We start from the raw sequence: 20,519 nt of genomic DNA on the forward strand, positions 1-20,519 counted from the left end.
GGGGGACCCGCCCGTTTACATGATGTTTTCTTGATCGGACCCCCTGTCGCGCATACGCTCCGGGCGAGCGATCGAAAGTGTGCGGCATGGCCAAGATGTTCGACACCTCGCTGCGGATCGACGCGGCCGGGCCAGGTGGGATCCCCGTCGTCAACAACATCCGATTTCTCCGGCACTCGGCCTGGTTCGCCCTGGACCGGGTGGAATCCGGCTTCCCCGGCCCTGTCGTCCCCTTGACCAGGGGGAACGCCTCGATCGTGCTGCTGCGCGGCGAGGAGGGCGCACGGCGCTACTTCACCGACAACGACGTCTTCGAACGGCTGAGCGACGGAGTCTTCTCCCTCCCCCAGGGGCGCCCCTGGTCGAAGATGTTCGAGGCCGTCATCACCTTCAACGGCGACCGGCACCGCCGGGCCCGCCGACTGCTGATGCCGATCGTGCACAAGAGCGCGATGGACCACTACGCGACGGTGTTCGCGCAGACGTTCAAGCGGTCGAGGTTCGCCGCGAGCGACGGCGAGCCGTTCGACATGGCGGCCGAGTTCCTCGGCATCACCCGCGCCAACATGCTGGTCTGCCTGCTCGGCCTCGACCCCGACGAGAGGAACGCCGAGCTCGCCGAGGCCGTGGCCAACCTGCTCGGGCCGATCACGAACCCGCTGGTCTTCATGTTCCAGCACGAACGCGGCTGGACCCCCTACGGCCGCTGGACCCGTGGGATCGCGGCCGTCTACGACCGGCTGGCGCTGCTCATCGAGCGCAAACGGGCCGACGAACCGCGCCACGACGCCCTGTCGATCCTCTGCCACACCACCGACGAGAACGGCGACCGGCTCAGCGTCCCCGAGATCGCGGGTGAGCTTCACGCCCTCTTCTCCGCCGGGTTCGAGACCACCGCCATGTCGATGACCTGGGCACTCCTGACCATCCTCGGCACTCCCGGGCTGGCCCCCGACAGCGACGAGGAGCTCGACGCGGTGGTCCGGGAGTCGCAGCGGCTGATCCCCACCGTGCCGTTCAGCCTGCCCCGCCGGGTCGCCCGGGAGGTCGAGGTGGGCGGGACGTCGATCCCGAAGGGGGCGCTGGCCTTCGCCTCACCGCTGCTCGAACAGCGCGACCCGAGGTTGTTCCCCGATCCGGGCACGTTCCGCCCCGAGCGCTGGACCGGCGCCCAGGTCTCGCCCTACGCGTTCCTGCCGTTCGGCGTCGGCGCGCGGCGCTGCCTGGGCGCGTCGTTCGCGGACCTGCAGATCCGGACCACCCTCGGCTTGATGGAGTGGCCGTCGCTGCTCACCACCGAGGTCGACTACGTGATCAGGCACGGCGCCACGGCGTTCCCGGGAAAGCCGATTCTGGTACGGACCGGGCCGCACACCCCCGCCCCCGGTCCGGTGACCGGGAGCGTGCGACGCCTCTGGGCGGCCTAGACGAACGCGCTCTCGCCGGTGACGGCCCGTCCGACGATCAAGGTGTTGATCTCGCGGGTGCCCTCGTAGCTGTAGATGGCCTCGGAGTCGGCGACGAAGCGGCCCATGCCGTAGTCGAGCACGATCCCGTTCCCGGCCATGATCTCCCGGCCCCACCCGACGGCCTCGCGCATCCGGGCCGTGCAGAACGCCTTGGCCAGCGCCGAGTGCTCGTCGCGGTAGACCCCGTCGTCCTGGAGTTGCGCCAGGCGTACCACCATGCCGAGAGAGCTGGTCACGTTGCCGAGCATGCGCACGAGCAGATCCTGCACGAGCTGGAACGACGCGATGGGCCGCCCGAACTGCTCGCGCTCCTTCGAGTACGCCAGCGCCCGCTCGTAGGCGCCGATCATGCACCCGACGGCCTGCCAGGCGACGCCGCCGCGCGTCTGCCGCAGGATCGTCGCGGTGTCCTTGAACGAGGAGGCCCCGGCCAGCCGGTTCTCCTCCGGCACGAGCACGTTCTCCAGCGTGATGTCGGCGTTCTGGACGGTCCGCAGGGCGATCTTGTTCTCGATCTTCGTGGCGGTGAACCCGGGGGAGCCCCGGTCGACCACGAACCCCTTGACCTGCCCGTCGCCCTCGTCCTTGGCCCACACGATGACGTAGTCGGCGAACGTCGCGTTGCCGATCCAGCGTTTGGCCCCGTTGAGCACCCAGGTGTCGCCCTCACGCCGGGCGGTGGTGCGGAGCCCGGCGGCGACGTCGGATCCGCCGGTCGGCTCGGTCAGCGCGAAGGCGCCGATCTTCTCCATCGCGGCCATGCGCGGCAACCAGCGCTCCCGCTGCTCCTCGGAGCCCAGCCGGGCGACGCTGCCCATGGCCAGGCCCGCGTGCACCCCGAAGAAGGTGCCCCACGACGGGTCGACCCGGTTCATCTCCAAGACGACGAAACCGGTCAGCAGGCTGCGCGCGCCCCGGAAGGCGAGGCCCGCGACGTCGAGTTTGGCGAACTCGGGCACGAGCTGGTGGGGGAACTCGGCCCTGGTCCACTGGTCGTCGGCGATCGGCGCGACCCGATCGGCCATGAACTCGCGTACCCGCTCGATCGTCTGCTTCTCATCCCCGTCGAGCAGGTCGGCGTACGCGTAGAGATCCCCGTTCGTCATGCCTCACCCTTGCCCGGGAGGCATGCGGCGTAACGAGGGTCAGCGCGCGGCGCTGCCGTCGGGGAGCAGCAGGCCGAGGTCCTCGAACAACACGACGCCGTTGCACAGCAGGCTCCAGCCCTGTTCCGGGTGGGCCGCCACGACGTGGGCGGAAACGCGGTCGGAGGCGTCGGGGGACGGACACTTGGGCTGATGCTGACACATCATCGCGACCTCTCAGGTGGGCTCCTGGATCACCAAACGAATGAATCCGCGGATTTGCGCCCGCTCTTCCTACTTTGGACACCTGAAGAGTGACCTAAGCCACTATCACTTCGCTTTCCGTCCGCTGTACGCGGATTGCAGGCCCCGCCTGGGGCAGTTGCGCGCACATGACGCGCGTCGTGGTGTTCGTCATGGCCGTCGCCATGGGCCTGTGGGGCCTCGACCGGGGCTCGATGTGGCAGGACGAGGCGACCACCTACGCCATCGCGAGCCGCTCCCTCGGCGACCTCTTCACCACCCTGGGCAACGTGGACGCCGTCCACGGCCTCTACTACCTGATCGTGCACGCCGTGCTGCTCCTCCCGGGCGACCCGGAGGTGCTGATCCGCCTGCCGTCGGTGCTCGCCACCGGCCTGGCCGCGCTCGCCGTCGCCGGGGCCGCCCGGCGGATGCGCGGCAGCGGTCTCGCGGCGGGCGCGGCCTACGCGCTGCTGCCCGTCGTGTCCCATTACGCCCAAGAGGGCCGCTCACCCGCTCTGGTGTGCGCCGCGGTGGCGTGGGCGCTCTACGCGCTCGTACGGCGCTCCTGGGTCGGGTACGCCGTCGCGGTGACCGTGGCGGCCTACCTGAACCTGACGTCGCTGCTCGTGCTGGCGGCGTTCGCGGTGCCCGGCCTGCTCGTCGACCGGCGCCGGTGGCTGGTCGCCTCGGCGGCGGCCCTCGCGGCGAGCGTGCCGCTGATCCTGGTCGCCTATCCGCAGAGCGCGCAGGTGGCCCGGCTGACCCCGCCGACCTGGACCGACGCCGCCGACCTGGTGACCGGCTTCGCCGGCTGGACCGTCGTGCTCGCGTTGCTCGCACTGTTCCAGGGTGGCCCGCTGCGGGTGGTGGCGCTACCGCTGGCGGTCGTCCCGCCCGCCTCGCTGTTGCTGTTGTCGCAGGTCAAGCCCTACTACGAAGAACGCTATGTGCTGTACGCCGTCATCGGCCTCGCCCTGCTGATCGGCTCGGCCGTCGACGGGATCGCGAGGCTGGCCCGCCCGGCCGTGGCCGTCCCGGCCGCCGCCGCGACACTGGCGGTCGTGCTGCTCCCCGCGCTGCCCGCCCAGGCGGCGACCCGGCGGCTCGACTCCCGTCCCGACGACCCGGCCGCCGTCGCGAAACTCATGGACCGGCTGGCGCTGCCCGGCGACACCGTCGTCTACCTGCCATCGATCCGGCGGCTGGTCGCCGAGGCCTACCCGGCGCAGTTCCGCGCCGTGCGCGACGTCGCGCTGAAGGAGAGCGGCGCCGAGTCGGGGACACTGGCCGGACGGGAACGGCCCGCCCACGAGATCAGGCTCGGCGACCGGGTCTGGACGGTCAGCCGCAACTACCCCAAACCCGCCGACCTCGACTCGGAGCAGGACCGGGCCAAGCAGCTCATGCTGCACCACAACTACAAGAAAGGACCGGTCTACCGGGTGCTCGGCTACGCGATCCGGCTATACGTTCGGCGCGAACCCGCGCAGCATCATGCCCTGGCCCCGTGACCGGTGCACGTCGTCGGCCGGTTCGTCCTCCGGGTCGCGGAACTGCACCAGGAACGTGGTGCGGTCTTCGCCGGAGGTGTTCACCCCCGACCCGTGCACCAGCAGGTAGCTGAGGAACAACACGTCACCGGCCTCGGCCTCGACCGGGACCGCCGCCGACAGCGGCCACTCGTCGAGCGGCAGGTGCCAGCCGCCCTCCTCGACGTGGGGGAGCGGGCCGCGCCTGTGGCTGCCGGGCACCACCCGTACACAGCCCTTCTCCTCGGGGGCGTCGTCGAAATGGAAGATGGCGGCGGCCATCGTGTGGCGGGTGTGCGGGAAGTGCGCGGCGTCCTGGTGCATGGGGAACGGCGAGCCGCGCTCGGCCGGCTTGACGAAGATCTTCGTGTGGTGGAGCTGGACGTTGGGCGAGCCCACGACCTCGGCGGCCACGTCGGTGAACCGGGGGTCGACGATGAGCCGGGAGAAGACGGCGGCGTGGAACTGCGCGTCGTGACAGTGCCGCAGCTCGGTGTGCCGTTCGGTCAGCTTCCGGGCCACCGCCCACGTGGGGTCGACCGCCCGGAGCCGGGAGATCAGCTCGTGCGTCTCCCGGCGGCAGGCCGCCGCTTCTTTTGGGGTGATCAGCCCCTTGACCAGCGCGTATCCGTTCTCGCGGTAGAAGTCGATCACGTGAGGGCCCGTGCGGTGCGCGGCAGCAGCACGAACGCGCCCAGGTAGAGCAGACCGGCCACGATCAGCAGCGAGTTGTAGCCGAGCATCAGGGCGGCGTATTCGAGACAACCGCCGACCATCGCGCCGAGCAGGTTGGCGCCGAAGGCGGTGGTCGAGTCGTCGGTCTCGGTGAAGCGCTTGGCGAACACCACGTTGGCCGCGAAGATCGGCAGGAACGCGATGGCCACCGCCACCGGGATGCGCAGGGCCAGCGGCAACGACAACAACCACGAGTTCGGCACGAGCCAGCCGACGACCAGGCCGACCGCGATCACGCCGTACATGACCGGAAGGGACGGGGTGCGGAAGCGGCGCGTCACTTCGACAGCGGCGAGCACCGCGACCAGGACGCCCGCGAAGACGATCGCGTTCACCACCCAGGTGGTGCCGAACAGCAGCGCGAAGCCGGTGATGCTCTTGGTCTCCAGCAGCATGAAGCCGACGCCGAGCAGGAACAGGTCGGCGTAGGGCCGCATCTGCCGGAACGGCCCCGCCACGACCCGCACCGCCAACACGCTGACCAGCAGGATCAGGCCCAGGGCGAAGATGTAGAGCGACGGGATCGACGTGGTGCTCAGGTAGAGGAACGGCCGGTCGTCGCTGGTCGGCGCGGGGGTGCCGGCCGCGGCGCCGCCCCACTCGCCGGCGCACGCCTGGTCGGCGGGGGTGAGCCCCGCGGTGATGACGGCCTGGCCGCCCCAGCCGGTGAAGTCGACGCAGGGCTTGTGCCCGAACGCCGCCTGCGCGGTCGACGCGAGCCGGTCGATCAGCCAGGTCTCGCGGTAGTAGTTGTACATCGAGAACGCGCCACCCGGCTTCAGGTGCTCCTTCGCCGCCTCCATGGCCTGCTCGGTGAACAGGTAGCTCTCCAGCCGCAGGGAGCTCGCGCCCGACACCAGGGTCAGCGAGTCGGGCAGGGCGAAGAGGATGAGGTCGTACTTCTTGTCGGTGCGCTCCAGGAACGCCCGGCCGTCGTTGATGTGGGTGGTCACGCGCGGGTCGGAGTAGGGCCTGTCGGGGTGGAACTCACCGCCGAGCTGGCGCAGCTTCGGGTCGATCTCGACCGCGTCGACGTGCTTGGCGCCCTTCAGCAACGAGATCGCGACGTCGGTGCCGCTGCCCGCGCCGACGATCAGCACGTCGTCGAGCCGCTGGCCCGCGGCGGCGACGGAGCGCTGGTAGGGCATGCCGTACTGCTGCTCCCACTCCAGCCGCTTGGCCGCCGGGATCGCCTGCTGGTGGGGGATGCCGTTGACCTGGATGTCCAGGACGTCGACGCCCTGGTTCTGGAACGCCTTGGTGGTGACCTTGTAGTAGGGCGACCAGAGGGCCCCCGCGGAGAACGTCTCGATGGCCAGCGCCGTGATGACGAGCAGCGCGGGAACCGCCAGCACGACCCCGGTGAGGATGCGCTGGGGCCGCATCACCACGAAGTAGCCGATCGCGACCACGAGCCCCCACGCCAGCGGCGGCGCGCTCAGGAACGACAGCAGCGTGAACAGCCCGATGCCGCAGAGCGACCCGACGAGGTCCCAGCGGTAGGCCTCAAGCCGGTCGAGCTTCGGGAAACACTGGCCGACCAGCTCGGCCGGCCCCATCAGCACCAGCGCGACCACCACGAAGATGACCGGCAGGATCAGCCAGGCCGGCGGCCCGCTCGTCTCCAGGCTGGTGAAGTAGAGGATGCCGGTCGCCTCCCGGTTGACGTGCACCGGGAAGAAGCTGATGACCAGCACCAGCACGGCCAGCAGGACCGGCGAGTAGTAGGGCTGCCGTTTCGTGCGCCCCACCCGCAGGAACCCGAGCCCGATCCCGAGGAACGACCCGAGCAGCACGAAGTTGGTGAAATAACTCAGATGGACGACGTTGGACCCGGTCCATCGGATGAGCGACAACTCCAGGAAGAGCATCAACCCACTCGCCACGACGAGACGCGGTCGCACCGCGAGCCAGTGGCGGGGTTCGTTGTCGTCCTGACGGGCGGGGGCTTCCTGCTGGACTGTCACCTGGGGCACGTTAGCGAACCGGTCAAAGTGTGACCAGTGTCTCTGAATCGTTCAGTTGCTTTCTGGAGATTTCCCAGTTCGGGCGGTAGGGCCGAAGCATCACCGTTGTCCCTGACAACGAGTTAGGAGACGTTGGGCGCTCCCCCACACCTCTCCTAGGAGGAGCACGTGCACACGCTCTCCCGGACCCTACTCGCGGCCCTGGCAGCCCTGGCACTCCTCGCCACAGCACTCGTCGCGACCGCGAACGCCCACGGCTCCGTCACCGACCCGCCCAGCCGCAACTACGGCTGCTGGCAGCGCTGGGGCGGCGACTTCCAGAACCCCGCGATGGCCCAGCAGGACCCGATGTGCTGGCAGGCCTGGCAGTACGACGTCCAGGCCATGTGGAACTGGAACGGCCTCTACCGCGAGCAGGTGGCGGGCAACCACCAGGCCGCCGTCCCCGACGGCCAGCTCTGCAGCGGCGGCCGCACCTTCAACGGCCGCTACAACGCCATGGACACCCTCGGCGCGTGGAAGACCGTCGACAAGCCCACCCGCTTCACCCTGAACATGACCGACCAGGCCATCCACGGCGCCGACTACATCCGCGTGTACGCCACCAAGCAGGGCTTCAACGCGTTGACGACGCCACTGAAGTGGAGCGATCTGGAACTGGTCGGCCAGGTGGGCCGCGTGCCGACCGGCGCGACCACCCCCGTCGAGGTGAACGCCCCCGGCCGCTCGGGCCGCCACATCGTGTTCACGGTCTGGCAGGCCAGCCACATGGACCAGTCGTACTACTTCTGCAGCGACGTGAACTTCGTCGGCGGCAACCCCAGCCCGACCCCCACGCCGACGCCCACCCCCACCCCGACGCCCACCCCCACCCCGACGCCGACTCCCACCCCGACGCCCACTCCCACCCCGAACCCGGGCCAGGGCTGCTCGGCGGCCTACAAGGTGGCCTCGACGTGGGGCGGCGGCTTCCAGGCCGACGTGACGGTGACGGCCGGTTCGTCGCCCATCTCCGGCTGGCAGGTGTCGTGGACGTGGCCGAGCGGCCAGTCGATCAGCCAGTCGTGGAGCGCGACGGTGACGAGTAGCGGTTCCAGCGTGACGGCGCGGAACGTGGCGTACAACGGCTCGCTGGGCGCGGGCGCGTCGGCGACCTTCGGCTTCCTCGCCTCGGGCAACTCCAGCGCCGCCCCCACGGTGACCTGCCGAACCGTCTGATCCCTACCCCAAGGTCAGGACCAGCCGCCCCGAGACGCCGCCGGCCTCCATGCGCGCATGGGTGTCGGCGGCACGGTCGAGCGGATAGGTCTCGACGGCGAGCTTGATCGAGCCGTCGGCGATGGCCGACATCGCCTCGGCGGCGGCCGGGGCGGCCAGGGCCGGGGTTCGCTGCAGGAACATCCCGACGGCGAAGCCGACGATGCCCCTGTTGCCGAACCACAACGTGTTGCTGTCGATCGTGTGGCCGGAGCGGTCGGCGCTGCCCACGGCCACCAGCCTTCCCATGTCGGCGAGCAGGCCCAGCGCTCGCCCGCGCAGTTCGCCGCCCACCGGGTCGATCACGACGTCGAACTCCGGGGCGTCCAGGGAGTCGAACAGGACCGCCCGGTCGAAGCCCAGCCGTTCCGCCTCGGCGATCCGGGCCGGCGACCGGACCGTGCCGACCACCTCGCGGGCGCCGAGGCGTTTGGCGATGGCGGGGAAGACGGAGGCGAGGGCGCCGGTCGCGCCGGTGACCAGCACCTTCGCGTCAGGAGGCAGGGTGATCGCCCTGGTCAGGGCCAGTACGGCGGTGGTCGCGTTGGGCAGGGCGGCGACGGCCTGCGCCGGGTCCAGGCCGTCCGGGAGGCGGAAGGTGGCCGCCGCCGGGGCGATCATCACCTCGGCGTAGCCGCCGCCCGCGGCGATCGAGAGGGTCGCGACGCGGTCGCCGGGGCGCAGCGTGGTCACGCCCGCGCCGACGGCGCGGACCGTGCCCGCGGCCTCGATCCCGGGGGTGTACGGCGGCTGCATCGGCAGGCCGTGACCGGCGAAGTCGCCGCGCCGGATCAGCACGTCGATCAGGCCGACGGCGGCGTGGGTCACGTCGACGGCGACCTCGCCCTCGCCCGGCACGGGGACCGGCAGGTCGGCCGGTTCGAGGACGTCGGGGGCGCCGTAGCGGGTCACGCGGACAGCCTTCATGGCGATCTCTCCAGGTGGCGTGGCGGATGAGGGAGTCAGACGGAGGCGTGCCAGGCGCCGAGCAGGCGCAGCGCGTCGGCCGACGGTGAGCCGGGGTCGGCGTGGAACATGACGAGGGTCTGCTCCGGGTCGCCGGCGGCGGTGAACGTCTCGTAGTTCAGGGTCAGCTCGCCCACGACGGGATGGCGGAAACGTTTCCTGCCGTCGGCGTGGCGGACGACCGCGTGCTCGTTCCACACCTGGCGGAACAGGGCGCTGGCGCGGGTGAGTTCGTCGACCAGCGGGGTGAGCTCGGGGTCGTCGGGGTGGGCTCCGGCGTACAGGCGCAGGACGGCCACCACGCTGCGGGCGACCTCGGGCCACTCGGGGTAGAGGTCCTTCGCCGCCGGGTCGAGCAGGATGAAGCGGGCCAGGTTGCGGCCGGTGAATCCGGCGTACAGGGCCGTGAAGAGGGTGTTGGACGCCAGGACGTCGGTCCGGCGGCCCTGGACCATCGCGGGCACGTGGTCGAGCGTGGCCAGCAGGTTGCGCAGGCCGGGGGTGACGCGCTGGCGCGGCAGCGGCTCCCGGCGCATGACCACGCCGGTCTCGGCGGCGACGAGGTCCCAGAGGTGGGCGCGTTCGGTCTCGTCGAGCCGGAGCGCCCTGGCCAGCGCCTCCCACACCGAGCGGGAGACGCCGCGGGCGAGCCCGCGCTCCAGCTTGACGTAGTAGTCGACGCTGACGCCCGCGAGGCTCGCGACCTCCTCGCGGCGCAGGCCGGGCACCCTGCGGGGGCGGACGTCGGCCGGAAGGCCCGCCGCTTCCGGGGTGATCCGGTCGCGGCGGGCTCTGAGGAACTCACCGACTGCCATGTGTTCAGGCTAGGCACGCCGGTCCGGGAAGGGACCGGTGAGAGGGGTACCGCTGGACCCCCTCAGAGCTGGATCGACTTGACCTCCAGGAACTCCTCCAGGCCGAAGCGGCCGAACTCGCGGCCGTTGCCCGACTGGCGGTAGCCGCCGAAGGGGGCGAGCGCGTTCCAGTGGCCGCCGTTGACGTCGACCTGGCCGGCCCGGATGCGCCGCGCGAGCGCGCGGGCCTCCTCGTCGGGGCCGAAGACGCCGCTGGTCAGGCCGTAGGTGGTGCCGTTGGCGATGGCCACGGCCTCCTCGGCGTCCCGGTAGGGGATGATCGTCAGCACCGGGCCGAAGATCTCCTCCTGGGCGACGGCCGAGGCGGGGTCGACGTCGGCGAAGATCGTGGGGCGGACGTAGGCGCCCTTCTCCAGCGGCCGTCCGGTGCCGCCGAAGACCAGGCGGGCGCCGTCGGCGATGCCGCGCTCGATGTAGCCGTGCACCTTGTCGCGGTGTTGCTCCGACGCCATCGGGCCGATCATCGTGGTCTCCAGGAGAGGATCCCCGACGGTGTAGGTCTCCGCGACCGCCACCGCACGCTCGACGACCTCCTCCTGAAGGTGGACGGGCACCAGCAGCCGGGGCCACGAGCCGCAGACCTGGCCGCCGTTGGTGAAGGACATGGCCACGCCGTGGGGGACGGCCACGTCGAGGTCGGCGCCGTCGAGGATCACGTTGGCGCCCTTGCCGCCCAGTTCCAGGGCGACCCGCTTGACCGTCTCGGCGGCCACCGAGCCGATGCGGCGGCCGGCCCTGGTCGAGCCGGTGAAGGAGATCATGTCGATGCCGGGGTGGGCGGAGATCGCCTCGCCGACGACGTCGCCGGTGCCGTACACGATGTTGAAGACGCCGGCCGGAAGGCCGGCCTCGGCGGCGATCTCGGCCAGGACCCGCGCGGTGAGCGGCGCGATCTCCGACGGCTTCCAGACGACCGTGTCGCCCGCGACCAGCGCCGGGGCGAGCTTGGAGACGATCTGCTGGAGCGGGAAGTTCCACGGCGTGATCGCGCCGACGACGCCGATCGGCTCGCGCACGACCAGCGAGGTGCCGATCTCCTCGGTCCAGGCGAAGCTCTCCGCCAGGGCGGCGAACGACTGGGCGACGGCCACCGGGAACCGGATCTGCGCCGTGCGGGCCAGGCTGACCGGAGCGCCCATCTCGGCGGTGATGAGGGCGGCGAGTTCGTCGGTACGGGCGGCGATGCCCGCCCCGATGCGGCCCACGACCGCCGCCCGGTCGAGGGGGTCGGTCGCGGCCCAGGCCGGCAGGGCGGCACGGGCGGCGGCCACCGCCCGGTCGACGTCGGCGGCGGTGCCCGCGGGCACCTCGGCGACCATGTCGCCGGTGGCGGGGTTGAACACGGGGATGGTTGTCATGCCATCGAACCTGCCGGGTGCGGGAGGCCGCATCCAGGGACGAAGTGTCCGTGGCTGCGCGGAATCACCCCAGGTCCGGAGGTTGTTGAGCAGAACATGCAACGGGCCCGACTCGCCGACTTCCTGCGCACCCGGCGCGAGGCGCTCCAGCCCGAGGACGTGGGCCTGCCGCGCGGCTCACGCCGCCGGACGGGCGGGCTGCGCCGCGAGGAGGTCGCCGCCCTGTCGGCCATGTCGACCGACTACTACAGCCGGATCGAGCAGCAGCGCGGCCCGCAGCCGTCGGAGCAGATGCTGGCCGCCATCGCCCGCGCCCTGCGCCTCACCGACCAGGAACGCGACCACCTGCTCCGCCTGGGCGGATACGCCGTCCGGCCGCGCGTGAAGGCCGGGCGGAGCGTCAACCCCGGCATGCAGCGCATCTTCGAGAACCTCCCGGCCGACGCCGCCGCGCTCGTCGTGAGCGATCTGGGCGAGACCCTCCGCCAGACCCCGCTGGCCCGCGAGCTCCTCGGCGACGGCCTCGTGTACGAGGGCCTGTCGGCCAGCCTCCACTACCGGTGGTTCGACGATCCGGCCGTACGAAGGATTCATCCGGCCGACGACCACGCCACCGTGGGCCGGGAACTGGTCGCCGATCTCCTCCGGATCCACACGCGGGACGGCGAGAACTCCCGCGCGGGCGATATCGTACGGACCCTGCTGGCCCGCAGCCCCGAGTTCGCCGCGCTCTGGCGTGAGCATCCGGTGCCCGGTCCGGCCTGCGCCAGGAAGCGGTTCACGCACCCTGAGACGGGTGCGCTCGACCTCGACTGCCAGACGCTGGTCGATCCCGACCAGAGCCAGTCGCTGCTCGTCTACACCGCCCCAGCCGGCTCAGTGGCTGCCCAGAAGCTCAGGCGGATTGGTTTGCACGGGTAGCCAAACTAAAGGGTTGCGCTCCCGGCGGCGCTGAACGCCTCATTTTGTAACGGTCCAGTTACGCGGTGCACAACGCTGTGACCTGCGCATTTTCGTCGATGTCAACTCGTTACCCGTTCACACGGTGCGCTCCAGACACGTGCGTGTTACAAACCTCATTAATTGATTGCCGAGACAAATGAAAGGCGGTGACCGCGTGACGCATCCACACCGCAGCGCCCGCGCGGCCGGCACCGCCCTGCCGAGCAGCGCACCGATGCTCCGGCAGACCAACCTTTCTCTCGTCTTACGCCACCTGCGTGATCACCCGGCGCAATCCCGGGCCGACGTCGCGGAGGCCACCGGCCTGCACCGGGCCACGGTCTCCAACCTGGTGGCCGAGCTCCTCGACCGGCGACTCGTCCGGGAGACCGGCACCGAGCACGCCGGCGCGATCGGCCGCCCCCGGCGGCCCGTCACACTGGACGGCGCCCACGTCGGCGCGCTGGGTTTGGAGATCAATGTCGACTACATCTCCGCGCACGGGTCCGACCTCAGCGGCCGGGTCCTCGTCGAACGGCGGATCGCCTTCGACGCGATGGCCGGCGGCCCCGATCTCTCCCTGCGCCAGCTCGGCCGAGTGGCTCTGGAGGCCGTCGAGGCGATGAAGACGGCCGGGGCCACGCCCGCCGGGCTTAGCGTGGCGGTCCCCGGTCTGGTCGACGTGGCGAATGGCGTCGTCACCCTCGCCCCGAACCTGGGCTGGCACGATCTACCCCTGGCCGCGCGGCTCTCCGCGGCCCTCGGACCGTGGCGCGTTCCCGTCACGGTCGACAACGACGCGAACCTCGCGGCGCTGGCCGAACACACCTCCGGTGTCGCCGCGGGCACGTCCCACCTCGTTTACCTGACGGGCGAGGTCGGCGTCGGCGGCGGCATCGTGCTCGACGGGAAGCTGCTCCGCGGCGCGGACGGCTTCTCCGGCGAGATCGGCCACCTGCCGGTCGATCCGGGCGGTTCCCGCTGTGGTTGCGGGAGGCACGGCTGCCTGGAGACCAAGGTGGGGCTCGCCGCCCTCATGAAGGCAGCACACCCGGAGACCTCGCTCCCGGCCTCCGACCCGGAGGAGCGGGCGATCGAGATCGCCAGAGGACTGACCGCGGGTGACAGCCGGATGGCTGAGGCGGTCGCCCAGGTGGGCAAGTGGCTCGGGCTCGGCGGCTCGATCCTCGCCAACCTGTTCAACCCGCGTGTCATCGTCGTCGGCGGTTACTTCGCCACGCTCGCCGAATGGCTGCTTCCCCCCGCACAGGCCGAACTGGAACGGCTGGTCGTGGCGCGATCAGCCAGCCAGTGCCGGTTCGTGGCCTCCGACCTCGGTTTCGGCGCCGCCGCACGCGGCGCCGCGAGCGTGGTCGTCAATCGGCTCATCGACCATCCGACCATGATCCCTGAACCGATCCCCCGGCTGGCGCCTCACTGACGGCGCCGGCCCCCACAAGCCTGGAGGTGGCACCCTCCAGCCCGTGCAGTACCGCAACACCCCCCATGTAACACAAGTGGCACCAGCGAGGCGGCGCTCGCTTGCCTGACATCCCCAGTCAGGAAAGGGATTCCCCATGTCACCACGTTCTCGAACGTGGGCCAGGCTCTCCGAGATCCTGCCTTTCAAGAGAAAAATCTCCCTGCGCCGGACCGTGGCGGTCGCGTCGGCAGCCCTCATGCTGCCCATGCCCGTCCTGGCCTTCTCCGCTGCTCCGGCCAGCGCAGCCGCTGAACCCGAGTTCAAGGTCCTCGTCTTCTCCAAGACGACCGGTTTCCGGCACGACGCGATCCCGGACGCGATCGCGGCGATCCAGAAGCTCGGCACCGAGAACAACTTCGCGGTCGACGTGACGGAGGACAGCGCCCAGTTCACTGACGCCAACCTGGCGCAGTACAAGGCCGTCATCTTCAACTCGACCACCGGCGACCCGGTGAGCACGGCGGACCAGAAGGCCGCTTTCGAGCGTTACATCAAGGCCGGCGGCGGCTTCGTGGGCATCCACGCCGCCTCCGACGGCGGTTACAGCTGGGACTGGTACCGGCAGCTGGTCGGCGCGTACTTCAAGTCGCACCCCGCCATCCAGCAGGCCACGGTCGTCAACGAGGACAAGGCGCACCCGTCGACCTCGCACCTGCCGACCTCGTGGACCCGGACCGACGAGTGGTACGACTTCCAGGCGAACCCGCGTAACGCGGTGCACGTCCTGCAGTCGCTGAACCAGAAGTCGTACACCGGCTCCACCCAGGGCATCGACCACCCGATCTCCTGGTGTCAGGACTTCGACGGCGGCCGTTCCTGGTACACCGGCCTTGGTCACACCAAGGAAAGCTACGTCGAGGCCAACTTCACCAAGATGCTGCTCGGTGGTATCCGTACCGCCGCCGGCGTGGAGAAGGCCGACTGCTCCGCCTCCCTGACCGGGAGCTACGAGAAGGTCGCCCTCGACACCAACACGTCGAACCCGATGATGACCGACATCGCCAAGGACGGGCGGGTCTTCTACATCGACCGTCTCGGTGACGTCAAGATCATCAAGCCCTCCGGTGGCACTGTCACCGCCGGCAAGATGAACGTCTTCACCGCGAACGAGTCGGGCCTCCTCGGCCTGGCGCTCGACCGGAACTTCGACACCACCAACTGGGTGTACCTGTTCTACTCCCCGGCCACCGGCGGCAACGTCGACCGGCTGAGCCGCTTCACCGTCGTGGGCGACGCGATCGACTTCTCCTCGGAGAAGGTCATCCTCAACGTCCCCGTCCAGCGGGCCGAGTGCTGCCACCACGGCGGCGGCATGCTCATGGACCACAAGACGGGTGACCTGTGGCTGGGCACCGGTGACAACACCAACCCGTTCGCCTCCAACGGCTACACGCCGATCGACGAGGGCAACGGCCGTTCCGCCTGGGACGCCCAGCGTTCCTCGGGCAACACGAACGACCTGAGCGGCAAGGTGCTGCGCATCACCCCGCAGCCCGACGGCACCTACACCATCCCCGCGGGCAACCTGTTCCCGCCGGGCACCGAGAAGACCAAGCCTGAGATCTACGGCATGGGCTTCCGCAACCCGTTCCGCATCGGCATCGACCCGAAGACCGGCAACGTCATGGTCGCCGACTACGGACCCGACGCCGGTTCCGCCAGCGCCACCCGTGGCCCGCGCGGCACGGTCGAGTGGAACGCGCTGTCCGCGCCCGGCAACTACGGCTGGCCGTACTGCGTGGGCAACAACACGCCGTACATCGACTACAACTTCCAGACCTCGACGTCGGGCTCGGCGTTCAACTGCGCCGCGCCGGTCAACGAGTCGCCGAACAACACCGGTCTGACCAACCTCCCGGCTGCCAAGGCCGCGAGCATCTGGTACACCAGCGCGGTCGACCAGAACAACTTCCCCGAGCTCAGCGGCGGCGCGCCGATGGCCGGTCCGGTCTACCGCTACGACGAGGCGCTCGCCTCGCCGGTGAAGTGGCCGGCTTACTGGGATGGCAAGGCCATCTTCGGTGAGTGGAACAACAACACGCTGTTCTCGTTCCAGATGAACGACGCCGGCACCCAGCAGATCAAGATCAACCGGATCCTGCGTGACATGGGCTTCATCCGGCCCATGGACATCAAGTTCGGTTACGACGGCGCGCTGTACCTGGTCGAGTGGGGCTCGGGCTTCGGCGGCGACAACGCCGACTCCGGCATCTACCGCATCGAGTACGTGAAGGGCGCCCGCCCGCCGATCGCGAAGATCACCGCGGACAAGACCGACGGCCCGGCTCCGCTGACCGTCAACTTCTCCAGCGAGGGTTCGCGCGACCCCGACGGCAACCCCATCACCATCGAGTGGGACTTCAACGACGACGGCACGGTCGACTCGACCGCCGCCAACCCCTCGTACACCTACACCCAGGCCGGCAACTACAGCGCCGTCCTCACGGTGAAGAACGCCGAGGGCGTCGCCGCGCACGCCAACGTCCCGATCGTGGTCGGCAACACCCGCCCGGTCGTGAACATCACGCTGCCCCCGGCAGGTGGGTTCTTCGAGTTCGGTGACCAGGTGAAGTACACCATCACCGCCAGCGACGCCGAGGACGGCACGATCGACTGCACCAAGGTGCAGCTGCAGGCCTACCTGGGCCACGACAGCCACGGTCACCCGCTCGACCAGAAGTCCGGTTGTGAGGGCACCATCCAGACGCTGTCCGACAGCGGCCACGGCATCAACGACAACCTGTACTACATCCTCGAGGCGACCTACGCCGACAAGGGTGGCGCGGGTGGCGCCAGCTCGCTGACCGGTCGTTCGGAGGTCATCCTCCAGCCGAAGCGCAAGCAGGCCGAGCACTTCACCGAGACCGGTCGTGTTGAGGGCGGCACCGGCACGGACACCCCCGGTGTCCAGCTGGAGACCACCACCGACCCGCTGGGCGGCAACCAGAACATCGGCTTCACCAACGACGGTGACTTCTGGGCCTACAACCCGGTGAACCTGACGGGCATCGACTCGGTCAGCCTCCGCGTCTCGTCCGCCGGCCCCGGCGGCACGGTGCAGATCAAGACCGGCAACCCCAACACGGGCACCCTGGTCGGTTCGGTCGACATCACCCCCACGGGTGGCTGGCAGACCTTCAAGGACGTCTCGGTCCCGCTGACCAACGTCCCGACGACCACCGCTCCGCTGTACTTCATCGTCCGCAAGCCGGCCTCCGCCGGTAACGGCGACTACCTGCTCAACTTCAACTGGGTCGACTTCGTCGGCAAGGGCGTCACCGACAACCAGCGTCCGGCGGTCACCGCGACCGGCACCCCGCTGACCGGCACCGCTCCGCTGAAGGTGGACTTCACCTCCACCGCGACCGACCCCGACGGCAACACCCCGCTCACGTACAAGTGGAACTTCGGCGTCACCGGCGCCCCGCAGCCCACCACCGCGAACGCGAGCTACACCTACAACGCGCCCGGCACCTACGTCGCCACCGTCACGGTGACCGACGCCAAGGGCTCGTCCAACTCCGCCTCGGTCAACGTCAAGGTCGAAGCGCCGAACGTCACCTGCTTCTCGGGCCGCTCGGACGACTTCCTCGGCAGTGACCTCAACCGCAACCGCTGGTCGGTTCTCCGTGAGAACCAGGACCTGAAGGTCGTCGACGGCTCGCTGGTCATCCCGACCTCCGCGACCGAGATCTACAACACCGGCAACACCACGCCGGTGACCAACATCGTGCTCCAGCCGCTCCCCTCGGGTGCGTGGACCGCGACCGCCAAGGTCACCATGCGCGCCGACCAGCAGTACCAGCAGGCCGGTCTGGTCGTGTACGGCGACGACGACAACTACGCCAAGATGGTCATCCAGGGTCGCGCCGCGACCACCGCGCCTGACCACGCGCAGCGCATCTTCCAGTTCATCCGCGAAGAGGCCGGCGCGCCCAACGAGGTGACGGCGAGCAACACGTCCAACCTCGGTGACTCGTTCCCCGACACGTTCTACGTGCGGTTCTCGAGCAACGGCAGCAACCTGAACGCCTCCTACTCGGCCGACGGCACCACCTTCACGGCGATGTCCGAGACCAAGCAGCTGGCCGGCATCACCAACCCGCGCATCGGCCTCATCTCGTTCGCGAGCACCGGCCAGCGCACCGTGGTCGACGCCAAGTTCGACTGGTTCAGCATCACCCCGGACGACACCGCCACCGGTTCGACCGACCCGAACGACGACTTCAACGGCACCACGATCGACCCGTGCCGCTGGAACGCCATCGTCCGCCCCGACGCCGCCACCGCCAAGGTGACCGGCGGCAACCTGGAGCTCACCACCACCACTGGTGACATCTACGGCACCAGCAACTCGGGTCCGAAGAACTTCATCCTCCAGACCGCGCCCTCGGGCGACTGGACCCTGGAGACGAAGGTCGACGCCTCGACGCTGAGCGAGCAGTACCAGCAGGGCGGCCTGATGGTGTACACCGACGACGACAACTACGTGAAGTTCGACCTGCTCACCACCAACGCGCCCGGCGCGACCGTGGTGCGTGGCGTCGAGCTGCGTAGCGAGGTCGCCGGCACCGTTCAGAACCCGCAGCCCAACGCCAACCCGGGCACCGGTGTGGTCTGGCTGCGCCTGAAGAAGACCGGCACGGTCTTCCAGGGTTCGTACTCGACCAACGGCACCACCTGGACCGACATGTCGGCGACCGTCAGCAACACCGCGGTCGGCACTCCGAAGATCGGTGTCTACACCATCGGCACCAACCAGCAGGCTGCGAAGACGGTCAAGTTCGACTACTTCACGCTGACCAAGCCGACCGTGGCCGACACCACCGCTCCCACCACCACCGCCACCACCACCCCGACGGCGCCCAACGCCGCCGGCTGGTACACCTCCGCGGTTCTGGTCAACCTCGCCGCCACCGACAACTCGGGTGGCAGCGGCGTCGACAAGACCGAGTACCAGATCGACGGCGGCGCCTGGACCACGTACACCACCGCGTTCTCGGTCGCCGGCGACGGCAACCACACCGTGAACTACCGGTCGGTGGACAAGGCCGGCAACACCGAGACGGCCAAGGCCCTCGCGCTGAAGCTCGACGTGACCGCTCCCGTCACCACCGCGGACTTCCTCCCGGTGGGCCAGGGCTCGGTTCCGGTGGCTCTCGCGGCGACCGACGCCACCTCGGGTGTCGAGAAGATCGAGTACGCCCTGGACGGCGGCGCCTGGACGACCTACACCGCGGCGGTCACCGTCACCGGTGTCGGCGACCACACCCTGCAGTACCGCGCCACCGACAAGGCCGGCAACGTCGAGGAGACCAAGGCCGCCACGATCAAGATCGAGGAGACTCCCACGGAGCCCACGATCCTGATCTCCGGCGTGTCCGAGGGCGCCTCGTACGGTGACAGCACCGACGTCACCGTGGCCTGGGAGGTCGCGGGCACCGGCATCAAGACGGTGACCGGCACCCTCGACGGCCAGCCGATCACCTCCGGTGCGGTCCAGGAGCTCTACCGCCTCGGCCTCGGCGAGCACACGCTCACCGTGACCGTGACGACCAACTCGGGTGGCACCTACTCGCAGTCCGTCAAGTTCAAGACCACCACCTCGACCGATGACATCTCGGCCCTGATCTCCCGCTTCAAGGACGCCGGTCAGCTCACCGCTACCGCGGCCGCGAAGCTTCAGGACGACATCAACAAGGTCATGGTGTCGGAGGGCAAGGAGCGCGAGCGCGACAAGGTCAAGATCGTCAAGAAGCTCACCCGCTTCATCGAGGCGGTCAACGACCCGAAGGTCGTGAACAACGTCGTCGTGAAGGCCACGCTCATCCGTGACGCCAACGCGCTGATCGTTGAGAACGGCGGCAACCCGGTCTAACCGGTAGTCGCAGTACAACCTTGATAGTGGGGTGCCCCGCGCGCCGTTGTGCGCGCGGGGCACCCGTTTTTGTAAGGCAAGTGAAGGGACCCCCACGAATGAACAAGGCACTGAGGTACGCCCTGGCCGTCGTGCTGGCCGGTCTCGGCCTGCTGCTCGGCGCGCAGCAGGCCATGGCCGCGGCGGACGGCCCGATCAAGCTCGAGGTCGCCGGCGACGGCGGCCGCAACGTGAACGTCCTGGTGACCTGGAAGAAGGACGGCACCCCCGTCACCGACGTGGTCGCCGCGACCCTGTTCGCGGAGAGCGCCGACGGCAGCCGTACCTTCGGCCCCGTGCCGCTGATGTCGGCCCCCGAGGGCCAGAACCTCTACAACCCGTCCGAGCCCCTGCCGGACGGTGAGTGGAAGGTCACCGTGAAGGCCACGAAGCCGAGCAAGGCCCAGGCCTCCATCAAGGTGACCTCGGGCGAGGTCGCCAACGTGCCCACGACCGAACCGCTGACGACGGCCAAGATGGCCGAGCGCGCGGCGGCGGCCGACGAGAGCGCCTCGGAACTCCCGCTGCTCCAGATCGGCATCATCGGCGGCGCGGTCGTGGCCGCGGTCGTGGTGTTCTTCGTGCTGGTCCGAAGCCGGCGCGCGCCGGTGCGTTAGACGCAGGCGCGACCTCCGGAGGGTGACGCCTCGTCCGTCAGGCACGAGGCGTCACACCTGCCGTCGGCGTCGG

At 69.7% G+C, this 20,519-nt stretch carries 14 protein-coding genes; 7 read left to right on the forward strand and 7 right to left on the reverse strand.

Going from position 1 to position 20,519, the window contains the following annotated elements; translation table 11 throughout:
* Positions 1-86 precede the first annotated feature (86 nt).
* A complete protein-coding gene (locus QSK34_RS16540; RefSeq protein WP_285585071.1) occupies positions 87-1,427 on the forward strand; it encodes a cytochrome P450 in 1,341 nt (446 codons plus the stop codon).
* Here QSK34_RS16540 and QSK34_RS16545 read toward each other — a convergent pair.
* Both QSK34_RS16545 and QSK34_RS16550 read right to left on the reverse strand, forming a co-directional pair.
* Positions 1,424-2,575, reverse strand: a complete 1,152-nt coding sequence (locus QSK34_RS16545) for an acyl-CoA dehydrogenase family protein (RefSeq protein WP_030454954.1) — start codon at positions 2,573-2,575, stop codon at positions 1,424-1,426. The two genes, QSK34_RS16540 and QSK34_RS16545, sit on opposite strands and share 4 nt — an antisense overlap.
* Positions 2,576-2,614: 39 nt before the next feature.
* Complete coding sequence (locus QSK34_RS16550; RefSeq protein ID WP_202610206.1) at positions 2,615-2,779, reverse strand: DUF5999 family protein; 165 nt, start codon at positions 2,777-2,779, stop codon at positions 2,615-2,617.
* Between the two features lie 167 nt (positions 2,780-2,946).
* On the opposite strand from QSK34_RS16550, the gene QSK34_RS16555 reads away from it, so the two are divergent.
* Positions 2,947-4,311: a glycosyltransferase family 39 protein gene (locus QSK34_RS16555; RefSeq protein WP_285585076.1), complete on the forward strand. Its 1,365-nt coding sequence runs from the start codon at positions 2,947-2,949 to the stop codon at positions 4,309-4,311.
* Here QSK34_RS16555 and QSK34_RS16560 read toward each other — a convergent pair.
* Both QSK34_RS16560 and QSK34_RS16565 read right to left on the reverse strand, forming a co-directional pair.
* Positions 4,264-4,983, reverse strand: coding sequence for a phytanoyl-CoA dioxygenase family protein (locus tag QSK34_RS16560; protein ID WP_285585078.1), 720 nt, complete (start codon positions 4,981-4,983; stop codon positions 4,264-4,266). The genes QSK34_RS16555 and QSK34_RS16560 overlap by 48 nt on opposite strands.
* A complete protein-coding gene (locus QSK34_RS16565; RefSeq protein WP_285585080.1) occupies positions 4,980-7,031 on the reverse strand; it encodes a spermine/spermidine synthase domain-containing protein in 2,052 nt (683 codons plus the stop codon). The genes QSK34_RS16560 and QSK34_RS16565 overlap by 4 nt, the downstream gene beginning before the upstream one ends.
* A gap of 168 nt (positions 7,032-7,199) precedes the next feature.
* On the opposite strand from QSK34_RS16565, the gene QSK34_RS37780 reads away from it, so the two are divergent.
* On the forward strand, positions 7,200-8,249 hold the full coding sequence (locus tag QSK34_RS37780; RefSeq protein ID WP_353051395.1) for a lytic polysaccharide monooxygenase auxiliary activity family 9 protein: 1,050 nt from the start codon (positions 7,200-7,202) through the stop codon (positions 8,247-8,249).
* A gap of 3 nt (positions 8,250-8,252) precedes the next feature.
* Here QSK34_RS37780 and QSK34_RS16580 read toward each other — a convergent pair whose 3' ends face one another.
* From QSK34_RS16580 to QSK34_RS16590, 3 genes are all read right to left on the reverse strand, one after another.
* Positions 8,253-9,215, reverse strand: coding sequence for a quinone oxidoreductase family protein (locus tag QSK34_RS16580; RefSeq protein ID WP_285585082.1), 963 nt, complete (start codon positions 9,213-9,215; stop codon positions 8,253-8,255).
* A gap of 35 nt (positions 9,216-9,250) precedes the next feature.
* Positions 9,251-10,069: a helix-turn-helix transcriptional regulator gene (locus QSK34_RS16585; RefSeq protein WP_285585084.1), complete on the reverse strand. Its 819-nt coding sequence runs from the start codon at positions 10,067-10,069 to the stop codon at positions 9,251-9,253.
* 62 nt (positions 10,070-10,131) lie between these two features.
* The gene (locus tag QSK34_RS16590) at positions 10,132-11,487 is read right to left on the reverse strand and encodes an aldehyde dehydrogenase family protein (protein ID WP_285585087.1); all 1,356 of its coding nucleotides are present in this window, start codon (positions 11,485-11,487) and stop codon (positions 10,132-10,134) included.
* Positions 11,488-11,583: 96 nt separating this feature from the next.
* Between QSK34_RS16590 and QSK34_RS16595 the strand changes: the two genes are divergently transcribed.
* From QSK34_RS16595 to QSK34_RS16610, 4 genes are all read left to right on the forward strand, one after another.
* Positions 11,584-12,408 (forward strand): helix-turn-helix transcriptional regulator, encoded by an 825-nt coding sequence (locus QSK34_RS16595; protein ID WP_285585088.1) that lies wholly within the window; start codon positions 11,584-11,586, stop codon positions 12,406-12,408.
* 196 nt (positions 12,409-12,604) lie between these two features.
* The gene (locus QSK34_RS16600; RefSeq protein WP_285585091.1) at positions 12,605-13,870 is read left to right on the forward strand and encodes an ROK family transcriptional regulator; all 1,266 of its coding nucleotides are present in this window, start codon (positions 12,605-12,607) and stop codon (positions 13,868-13,870) included.
* A 238-nt stretch (positions 13,871-14,108) separates the two neighbouring features.
* Positions 14,109-19,790, forward strand: a complete 5,682-nt coding sequence (locus QSK34_RS16605) for a ThuA domain-containing protein (protein ID WP_285585093.1) — start codon at positions 14,109-14,111, stop codon at positions 19,788-19,790.
* Positions 19,791-19,888: 98 nt separating this feature from the next.
* Positions 19,889-20,446: a hypothetical protein gene (locus QSK34_RS16610; protein WP_161481059.1), complete on the forward strand. Its 558-nt coding sequence runs from the start codon at positions 19,889-19,891 to the stop codon at positions 20,444-20,446.
* The last annotated feature ends 73 nt before the right edge of the window (positions 20,447-20,519 follow it).

This window comes from Herbidospora sp. NBRC 101105, from assembly GCF_030269205.1.
GTDB lineage: Bacteria > Actinomycetota > Actinomycetes > Streptosporangiales > Streptosporangiaceae > Herbidospora > Herbidospora solisilvae.